This window comes from Streptomyces sp. KL116D (assembly GCF_030766975.1).
Classification (GTDB): Bacteria; Actinomycetota; Actinomycetes; order Streptomycetales; family Streptomycetaceae; genus Streptomyces; species Streptomyces longispororuber_A.
Genome location: NZ_JASERH010000137.1, coordinates 1 through 9405 on the forward strand (window position 1 = coordinate 1; position 9405 = coordinate 9405).

5 protein-coding genes and 6 pseudogenes are annotated in these 9405 nt (G+C 72.6%); 5 read left to right on the forward strand and 6 right to left on the reverse strand.

Translation table 11 applies throughout. The annotated features are described in order from the left end of the window. Positions 1 to 162: 162 nt before the first annotated feature. A pseudogene (locus RBJ77_RS53100) lies at positions 163 to 642 on the reverse strand (MarR family winged helix-turn-helix transcriptional regulator); the annotation flags it as partial. A 181-nt stretch (positions 643 to 823) separates the two neighbouring features. Between RBJ77_RS53100 and RBJ77_RS53105 the strand changes: the two are divergent. After that, positions 824 to 2119, forward strand: a pseudogene (locus RBJ77_RS53105) (MFS transporter). Positions 2120 to 2179: 60 nt separating this feature from the next. Here RBJ77_RS53105 and RBJ77_RS53110 read toward each other — a convergent pair. The 5 genes and pseudogenes from RBJ77_RS53110 to RBJ77_RS53130 form a co-directional block, all read right to left on the reverse strand. Beyond that, positions 2180 to 2767, reverse strand: a complete 588-nt coding sequence (locus RBJ77_RS53110) for a methyltransferase (RefSeq protein WP_372351587.1) — start codon at positions 2765 to 2767, stop codon at positions 2180 to 2182. A 508-nt stretch (positions 2768 to 3275) separates the two neighbouring features. Then, positions 3276 to 3839, reverse strand: coding sequence for a SpoIIE family protein phosphatase (locus RBJ77_RS53115; protein ID WP_372351591.1), 564 nt, complete (start codon positions 3837 to 3839; stop codon positions 3276 to 3278). Positions 3840 to 3855: 16 nt separating this feature from the next. Beyond that, a pseudogene (locus tag RBJ77_RS53120) lies at positions 3856 to 3978 on the reverse strand (SpoIIE family protein phosphatase); the annotation flags it as partial. 72 nt (positions 3979 to 4050) lie between these two features. Next, on the reverse strand, positions 4051 to 4722 hold the full coding sequence (locus tag RBJ77_RS53125) for a PAS domain-containing protein (protein ID WP_372351588.1): 672 nt from the start codon (positions 4720 to 4722) through the stop codon (positions 4051 to 4053). 170 nt (positions 4723 to 4892) lie between these two features. Beyond that, a pseudogene (locus RBJ77_RS53130) lies at positions 4893 to 6244 on the reverse strand (NAD(P)/FAD-dependent oxidoreductase). A gap of 423 nt (positions 6245 to 6667) precedes the next feature. On the opposite strand from RBJ77_RS53130, the pseudogene RBJ77_RS53135 reads away from it, so the two are divergent. From RBJ77_RS53135 to RBJ77_RS53150, 4 genes and pseudogenes are all read left to right on the forward strand, one after another. Then, a pseudogene (locus tag RBJ77_RS53135) lies at positions 6668 to 7430 on the forward strand (TetR/AcrR family transcriptional regulator). A gap of 502 nt (positions 7431 to 7932) precedes the next feature. After that, positions 7933 to 7995, forward strand: a pseudogene (locus tag RBJ77_RS53140) (hypothetical protein); the annotation flags it as partial. 723 nt (positions 7996 to 8718) lie between these two features. Next, positions 8719 to 9048, forward strand: coding sequence for a hypothetical protein (locus tag RBJ77_RS53145; protein ID WP_372351589.1), 330 nt, complete (start codon positions 8719 to 8721; stop codon positions 9046 to 9048). Between the two features lie 154 nt (positions 9049 to 9202). Continuing rightward, positions 9203 to 9405 (forward strand): NPCBM/NEW2 domain-containing protein (locus RBJ77_RS53150; RefSeq protein ID WP_372351590.1); only part of this gene is annotated, 203 nt, incomplete at its 3' end.

Below are 9405 nucleotides of genomic sequence, written 5' to 3' on the forward strand. Positions count from 1 at the left end.
TCCGTTGCGGGAGATCGTGCTGTGGTTTTGAGTGCCGCTTCAGCGGCGGAGGGTGCTGTCGCTGCGGAGGCCGACATTACGGCTCTGTGGCAGCCCGAAGAACGCTACGGTCCGGGTGGGGGCTGTGTCAGCACCGCTGTGAACCTCGGTCGAGGTCGTTGGGCGGCCGCCGGCGTCCGGCTGGGCGTCCTCCACGCGGCGCGAGGAGCCGGGTGAGAACCTCGCCGGGGACGCCGCGCTCGGTCAGTGAGGTCCTGGAGGAGGTCCTCCTCGAAGGCAGAGCGAGGTGCATCGCCTCCAGCCACTTCTCGCGGCCCTCGTCCGTCAGCTCGACGATCACCCGTACCCAGTTGTTCTCGTCGCGGTCGCGGGTGACCAGCCCTCCTGGACCATGCGGTCGATGCGGTGGGTCATCGCGGCGGGGTCAGGCCGAGGCGCTGGCCAGGTCGCCGGGGCCCATCGCGGCACGGGGCGCCCGGAAGGACCAGTGCCTTGAGGACCTCCCAGTCGGCGTTGCTGATGCCGATCTCCGAGGTCGCGGCCGTACGCCACATTCATACAGCGATTGAGCCTGCCCAGCGCGGAGACGATCTGCTCGACCTGGGGGTCGAGGTCCCGGAACTCGCGCTGGTACGCCGCGATCTGCTCTTCGAGGGTCGGCTCGGCTGTCGGGCCCGCTCAGGTGTCCATGCCGCGCACGTATGGCACGCAAGTGGTTGGCGTTGAAGTCCTTCTCTGTGTATTGTTTAGCTTCAAAGCTTTAGGTTCGAAGTCTTCAGACGTGAGCCTCTGACTGCGAAAGCAGGTGAAAGTGACCAGGGCGATGGGCGCGGCGATGCGCCAGTTCGCGGTGGGCAGCGCGCTGAGCGCGTTCGGACATCGGGATTCACGGTTCCGTTCACTCTACGTGTACGTGGCGGAGGTCCGAGATCTTGGTGGCCGGTGCGGCGCGGCATCGTGCTGGCCGCCTTCGCCATGGCCGCGCTGGTCGTCCTGCCCTTCACCGGGCGCGCCATCGACCGGCGCGGACCGCTGCCCGTACTGGTGGCGGCCTCCGTCGTGGCCTCGGTGGGGTGCGGTCGGGCTGGGGCTCGCGAGCAGTGAGCCGACGGCGTCAGCCGCCGCGGCGGTGCTGGGTGCGGGCACCCGGCGGTGCTGCAGCCCGCGCTCGCGACGATGATCGTGTGGTGCTCGACGCCCGAGGACGCGGACGCGGTCCTTCGCCATGCAGTTCTTCCTGCAGAACCCTGGGCCTCGGCATCGGTGGCGCTCATCGGCGGCCAGATCGTCGACGAGAACAACGCCGGGCAGCTTCCTGCGGCTGTTCGGCATCGAGGCCGTGATGTTCCTGGTCGCCGCCATCGTGCTGACCGTACGGATGCCGCACGCGCCGTCCCGGGCGGCGAGGGCGTGCCCGGAGGGCGGGCCACGCGGGCTGCGGACGCTGATGGGGCACCGGGCGCATGGTGCAGCTGTGCGTGCTCGGGTTCGTGCTGTTCTTCGCCTGCTACGGACAGTTCGAGTCGGGACTGAGCGCGTACGGCGTCGGAGGCCGCCGGGATCTCGCCGTCGACGCTGGGCATCGCGCTCGCCGCCAACACGGCGATGATCGTGGTCGGCGCAGTTCGCCGTCCTGAAGTTCGTGGAGCGGCGCGAGCTGCACTGGTGATCGCCGCCGTCGGCGTCATCTGGGCCGTCGCCTGGATCGCCGCAGGGACTCACGCGGGCTCGGGCACGGGAGCCAGGCCATGGCGACCGCCGCGTTCATCTCGACGTACGCGCTCTTTCGGGCTCGGTGAGTCGATGCTGTCGCCGACCGTCGCCCCGCTGGTCGCCGATCTGGCGCCGGCGGGATGGTGAGGACAGTACAACTCCCGGCGTTTCGCGCTGGTCAAAGCAGCGCCGCGCTGGCCGTCGGGCGCCGGCCGTGGGCGGGCCGATGGGTTGCCGCGCTGCACGGGGCGGCCGTACATCAGTGACCTTCCTGCTGTTCTCGCTGGGCATCACGTTCCTGGCGCTGCGGCTCGGCGAAGCGGCTCACTTTCCGGTGCAGGACCAGCCGTGGCCGGCAGCGCGTGGTGATACAGAGCTCCCGGAGCCCGCCACGGCGGAGGCGTGAGTCAGGAGAAAGTGACGCGGACGGGTGGCCGGTGCCTTCGGGTGCCGGCCACCCGTGCGTTCAGCAGGTCGCCGTCACCAGCGTCGCGGTGAAGGGAGCGTCACCGTGCCGTCGGGGTCGGTCCGGTGGGTGAAGCGGTCGGCGATGGCGCGGCCCGCCTCCGCCAGGGCCCTCGGGCCCGTGCTCCTGGGCGATCCGGGCTCCCCAGGGGATCGCCGAGTGACCGGCGGCGTGCGTGGCGAGCGGGGCAGGGGTCACGTCGACGCGTGAGCGTGCGGGCGGTCGCGTCCTGGAAGCCCGCCTTGCAGGGACCTCGGTGAGACGCGTCGCCGGTGCAGCGGAAAGCTCGGTGCACGGAGCGGCGGCCTCCGCGCCCGCGTACCGGGTGATCACCTCGTGCTGCGCGAGGAAGTACGGGGAGGCGGACAGGTCCGTCCAGGTCGTCGCCGCGAACCGGCCGCCAGGGCGGTGACCCGGCGGCGGCCTGGGTGAGGGCGGCGACCAGGTCGGGGAGAAGAACTCGCGCGCCCTGCTGGCACAGGACGGCGTCGAAGGAGGCGTCGTCGTAGGGAGCCGGTCGGCGGAGGCGAGGGTGAACTCGATGTCGGGGTACAGGTGCGGGCTGTGCACCGTGGCGACCCCGAGCATGTCCGGGGACGCGTCCGCGCGCCGTGCACCCGGCCGGTGGGGCCGACGCGGGCCGCGGCGAGCGCCGGGCCACTGAAGCCGGTGCCGCAGGCCAGGTCGAGACGGTGTCGCCGGGAGTTCAGGCCGACGCCGTCGACAGAGGGCGGTGACGAACGGTGCCATGAGCGCGCGACGTACTGCTCATAGCGCTCGGGGGCGCTGCCGGTGAGCCGGAAGCCGGAGTGTCTGCTGCCGCGTCTGTCATCACGACGCTGATAGCACTGCAGGGACGCAAGTGCGGGGGTGCTGCACGGATGGCTCAGGCCGTGCCGGTCGGCAGCACGAACTCGCACCACACGGCCTTGCCGCCGCCCGGTGTCCGCCGCGAGCCCCAGTTCGAGGCGATCGTGGCGACGATGGCGATGCCGCGGCCCCGACTCGTCGCCCGGGTCCGCGCGCGCGCCTGCGGGGCAGGTGGTCGTCCCCGTCGGTCACCTCGACGATCAGCCGGCGGTCCGTGCGGCGCAGCCTAGCCGCATCGGCGGGGTGCCGTGCTGGAGCGAGTTGGCGACGAGTTCGCTGGCCGCCAGGACGCCCAGGGTCGTGAGTTCCGGGGTGAAGCGCCAACTGGACAGGACGCCGGAGGCGAAGGCGCGGGCGCGCGGGGGCGGCCTCGACGCCGCCGAGGAGTTCCAGCGCGGCGTTGCGGAACAGTTCGCCGTCGGAGCCCTTGCGCGCCGGGTGCTGGAGGACCAGGACCGCCACGTCGTCGTCGTGGTCGGCGGTGACGCCCGCCGCTCTCGATCAGCCGGTCTGCAGACGACCTGGGGCGTGCCGGTCGCGCCCGCGAGGGCGTGCTCGAGCGCAGCCACGCCGCGTCGATGTCCTCGTCCCTGCGCTCGACCAGGCCGTCGGTGTACATGACCGCGGTGGAGCCGGGGCCGAGCGGGACGGCGCCCGAGGCGCGCAGCCAGCCGCCATGCCGGTGCGGCGGGCCCGTCGGCTCGTCGCCGCGGTGGATCGTGCCGTTCTCGTCGCGTACGAGGATCGGGAGGTGGCCCGCGGACGCGTAGACGAGGCGGCCCTCGTTCAGGTCGTGGACGGCAGTAGACGCAGGTGGCGATCTGGTGGGGGTCGATCTCCGTAGCCAGACCGTCCAGCAGTTGCAGGACCTCGTGCGGCGGGAGGTCCAGACGGGCGTAGGCGCGGACCGCCGTGCGGAGCTGGCCCATGACCGCGGCCGCGCGGACGCCGCATCGATGACGTCGCCGATGACGAGGGCCGTGCGGCCGCCGCCGAGGTGATCACGTCGTACCAGTCGCCGCCGACCGCGGCCTCGGTGCCGCCCGGCTGGTGCGTGGCGGCGATCCGCAGGTCGTCGGGCTCCTCCAACTCCTGCGGCAGCAGGCTGCGCTGCAGGGTGACTGCCGTCTCGCGCTGTTCGCGCCGCTGGTGCGCAGCCGCTCGGCGGCCTCCGCGTGGTCGGTGACGTCGGCCGCGAAGATCAGTACGCCGGGGCCCTCCGCGGTCTCCAGCGGGGTGCAGGTCACCGTGTACGAGCGGTGGCCGCCGGACGTCTTGCGGGACTTCACCGTGCGGGGCTTCGCGCTGCGCAGCACCTGGTCGAGGAGCGGGAGGAGGCTCAGCTCGTCCAGTTCGGGCAGGGCGTCGCGCGCCGGTTCGCCGCAGGGGCGGTCGCCGAAAGGGCGGCGATGTACGCGTCGTTGACGTCGGCGATGCGGTGCTCGGGGCCGTGCACCCGGCGCGACGAGGGCCGGGATGCGGTCGAGGACGGCGCGGGCCGGCAGCTCGTCGACACCGCCCTCGGCGGTGGCGCCCTCCTGGGGCTCGTCGGGCAGGGTGCTCGGCGCGGGCCGCGGGCACCGCGCCGTCGCCTCGCTGAGGCCACACGTGGTCGGCGCAGCGCCGCGCGGCGCTGCGTTCCGGAGCCGGGCGCTCCAGCGCGTGAAGTTCACTGTGGGACAAGCCTCGTGAGGTCGAGGGAGGGCGATGGGCCCGCCCATGGTCGTGTGGACTAGTCTGTGCCGACCGTACTGACAAACGTCGAGACGCCGGTCCGGCAAGGGAGTTCCGCGCTCCGGTCAACAGTGCGTCGGCCGGGGCGCCCAGGGCGTCAACGCGCCGGTCACGGCGACCCCTTCGGACGGCCGGGAGGTTCCGGTGACGGCCCCGCAGAAGGGTCCTCAGGAGGGACGGCACCGGCCGCGAGTTCGAACTCGGCGCGCGGCTGTTCCAGGGAGCCGAGCGAGACGATCTCCCGCTTGAACAGGCCGGAGAGCGTCCATTCGGTCAGGACGCGGGCCTTCCGGTTCACGGTGGGCACCCTGCTGAGGTGGTAGACGCGATGCATGAACCACGCAGGGTAGCCCTTCAGCTTGCGGCCGTAGACGTGCGCGACGCCTTTGTGCAGGCCGAGCGAGGCCACGGATCCCACGTACGCGTGCTCGTAGTCGTGAGGGGGCCGGCCGCGCAGCGTCGCCGCGATGTTCTCCGCGAGGTCTTCGTCTGGCGGACGGCGTGCTTGGGCGTTGGGCGCACTCCGTGCCCGGTCCGTCGGCCGTGATGTCGGGACGGCGCCGCGTCGCCCGCGCCCCAGGCGTGCGGGGGCGCCGTCGACGGCAGCTGGGCGGTGCGCTGCGGCCCTGCTCGTTCAGCGGCAGATCCGTGGCGGCGAGCAGCGGACTGGGTTTGACGCCGGCCCGTCCACACGACGGTGCGGGTGGGGGAAGCGGGAGCCGTCGCTGAGCACCGCGACCCGGTTCTCGCAGGGATTGAGGCGGGTCTCCAGGCGCACGTCGTGTTCCGGCCACGCAGTTCGCGGATCGATGTACTGGCCCATCTCGGGCTCCACTTCGGGCAGGATCCGGCCGGACGCCTCGACGAGGATCCACTTCAGTCCTCGGCCTTGACGTTGCGGTAGTACTTCGCCGCGTACCGGGCCATGTCCTCCCAGTTCGCCGAGCGCCTCGACGCCCGCGCGTACCCGCCGCCCACGAAGACGAAGGTCAGCGCCGCGTCGCGGATCGCCGGGTCGCGGGTGGAGGAGGCGATGTCCAGCTGCTCGATGACGCGTGTTGCGCAGGCCGATGGCCTCCTCGACCGTCTTGAAACCGATGCCGTGGTCGGCGAGGCCGGGGACGAGGCAGGGGTGCGCGAGATCGAGCCAGGTGCGAGGACGAAGTTCGTCGTAGGCCAGCAGGGCCGGGGCCCGTGCCCTCTTTGTCGCTGGCCGGCGTCGTGTACATGGCCGTCCGCTTGGCGTGGTCGATCGAGACGACCTCGCCGACGATCACGTCGCAGTGCGGCAGGACGCGGCGCAGGGGCGACGACGTGGCGCGGCGAGATGGAGCCGGCCGCCGCCTCGGGCAGGAACGGCTGGTACGTCATGTACGGGTCGGGGGTGATCACGACGATCTCCACGGCACCGCTGCGCAGCTCCGGTTTCAGCTTCTTCTGGAGGCGCAGGGCCGTGTACATCCCGACGTAGCCGCCGCCGACAACGAGAATGCGCGCAGGGTTCCCTCACCCTCCCATGACGCATCGGACCCTTGCGTTTGTCCACAGCCCCGGCAAATTGTGTGACCGGGCGGGAGGGCCGCACCGGTTGGGCGGCCGGGCGGCGCGTACGAGAGGTGCGCAGGTCAGCAGGGAGGGAGGGGTGGGAGGGGAGGTGCAATCTTGGCGGAATCGCGCGCGTACTCCGTTCGGGGGCGCTCCGTGCGGAACCTGCCCCTTCTGAATTGACTCCGGCTCAACTATGTTCGTGTGCTGTCGGGGTGTCGGGGATGCACTGACGGGACCGCAGGGACTGTCCCGGAAATCGCTGTCTGTTCCTCACGCTCCGGCTGACAATGACGGGGAGTGTCTCCGGGGGAGACGTCATTACCAGGGGGAACACATATGCACATTCAGGACTCTCATTGGACCTCAGCGTCGGCCGTGGCACCTACGGGGCGCCTCGGGCGGAGCGAACGGGCGCGGCGCGGGCGCACAGTTCACGAGCCGCGCCGCTGCGCGTGGATGCCCAGCGCAATCTGGAGCACGTACTGCGCGCGGCCCGGGAGGTCTTCGGCGAGCTGGGGTACGGGGCGCCCATGGAGGACGTGGCGCGGCGCGCAGTGTCGGTGGGCACGTGTCGGCGCTTCCCCAGCAAGGACGTACTGGTGCGACGGATAGCCGAGGAGGAGACCTCCCGGCTGACCGACCAGGCCCGCACGGCGCTCGGTCAGGAGGACGAGCCGTGGTCGGCGCTCTCCGCTTCCTGCGACCTCGGTCGCCTCCGGCGCCGGCCGGCTGCTGCCGCCGCAGGTGCTGCGGGTGGGCGTCGCCGACGAAGAGGCCGACGGCGGCCGGGACGAGACGCGGGTGCCCGAGCAGCGCGGCGGGGCGCCCGAGCTGCGGCTCGTGGAGCAGCGGACGGCGCCGGTGGACGAGGCCCTGCCCGCGGACGACGCCGGTGCCACGGCGCTGCTCGACGTCGTGGGGCGGCTCGTGGACCGGGCGCGCGAGGCCGGCGAGCTGCGGGCCGACGTCACGGTGTCGGACGATGCTGCTGGTCATCGCGACGGCGGCGCCCTCGCTGCCGGACGCCGCGCACCAGGCGGCGGCATCGGCCCGGCCCTGGACATCCTGCTCGAAGGAGCTGCGGTCCCGGCCCGCGTGACGGCCCGGCAGGGTGACGATGGTTGACCGCGCGTGACCGAACCGGTCGCTCGCGGTCAACTGCTTTTACCACATGCCCGTTGGGCCTGCTACGGACGAGTGAAAGGTAGCGCTCGGGTACGGGAAATCTCCACGGATGAGTGGTTGCTGTGCAGCGACCACCACGGTGGGGGAGCCCCGTGTGGCACTCTTTCCCGGTGGTCGGGTCAGAGTGTGCGGTCGGGGCTTTCCGCGATGAGCGTTGACGGGCGGGACGAGCAGCAGTCCGACGGTGGAGGTGCGAGTCCCCGAGGGGCTCCTCCGCAGCAGGTTCCGAATCAGGGCGGTCCCGGGCGTACGTCCGGCGAGGCCGCGCCGGCGCCCGCGGACGTCTCCGTCCCCATGCAGCGGGAGAGCGCGGCGCAGCGAGCCGCGGCAGCCGGGTCCGGCGCGCCGCTGCCCTCGTCCGACGCCGATCTGATCGGCCGGATGCGCGTGGCGGTGACGACTCGGCGTACGAGGAGCTGTACCGCCGGCACGCCGCGGCCGTCCGCCGCTACGCGCGCACCTGCCGCCGGGACGGGCACACCGCCGACGACCTGACCGCCGAGGTCTTCGCCCGCATGCTGCAGGCCGTGCGCGGCGACGCGGGCCTCGCACGCGGTGCGCGCCTATCTGCTGACCACCGAGCGCCGCGTCGCCGGGCTGGACAGAAGTCGGCGAAGCGCGAGCACCTCGTGGACGACTTCGCGGTCTTCGCCCAGCAGGCCGCCCGCTCCAACGAGGTCTCCGACGACGACACCCTCGACCTGGGCGCCGATGTGCGCGCCATGCACGGGCCGAGCAGTCGATGGCCATGCAGGCCTTCCGCTCGCTGCCCGAGCGCTGGCAGGCCGTGCTGTGGCACACCGAGGTCGAGGACGAGTCGCCCAGCGGCGTCGCCACTCTCTTCGGGCTCGACGCCAACGGCACGCGGGTGCTCGCCAAGCGCGCCCGCGAGGGCCCTCAAGGAGGCCTACCTCAGGCGCACGTCTCGGCCACGCTCACCGAGTCCGAGGATGCGCCCGCTACATGGACCGGCTCGGCCTACGCGCGCGGCAGCCTCCGCACCCAGGCCGAGCGGGGCCTGCCCGCGCTACCTGGAGGAGTGCGCAAGTGCCGCCTCGCGGCGGGCCGATCAAAGAGTCGCCAGCGCATCCCCCGGTGTCGATGCCGATCGCCGTCATCGGCTGGTTCGGCGCCGCCGGGTACGCGAAGGTGGCCGCGCTCATCGGGGGTGGCGCCGCGGGCACGGCCGGGCGCCGGGGCCGGTGCGGCCGCGGGCCGCGAGCGGCGGTTCGTCGAGCGGTGGCGCGGCCGGCGGAGCGGCGGCCGAGGGCTCGGGCGCCCGCGAAGGCCCTGGTATCGCGGCGGGTGTGGTGGCGGCCGCGACGGCCGCGGCCCTGGCGATCGCGCTGACCGGCGGCAGCGAAGAAGCCCGAGCCGGAGGCGCGGCAGGAGAAGCCGCCGGTCTCGCAGCCGATCGAGCCCGAGCCGACGCCCACGCCGACCCCGACGCCCACGCCGGAGCCGCCCGCGCCTGCGAAGCCGAAGCCCACGCCGACGCCGACCCCCACACCGACCCCGCCGCCGAAGCCTAAGCCGAAGCCGACCCCGCCGCCGAAGCCGACGCCCGCCGACGCCGCCCTCAAGCCCACGCCGACCCCGAAGCCGACTCCCCGCCGGCCCCGGCCGTCTACCAGTGGGAACCAGCTGGCGTACGGCGCCGTCGGCGACGGCAGCAGCGAGCCCGAGATGCGGCTCGGCGAGAGCAGCTGGGTGTGGCAGCGCTACGGACTGTCGATCGCCGACAGGACCTATGCGAACGGGGTCTCGGTGCACGCCCAGTCCTCCGTCACCATCGACCTGAACCGCAGCTGCGGCGTACGACGCGCGTTCGCCGGAGTCGACGGCATGACCATGGGTCTCCGGCGCCGTCCGCTTCTCCGTCTACGTCG

Coding starts and splice junctions, on each gene's coding strand:
- RBJ77_RS53110 (WP_372351587.1), bottom strand. CDS start 2,767: ATGCTCGGGGTCGCCACGGTGCACAGCCCGCACCTGTACCCCGACATC.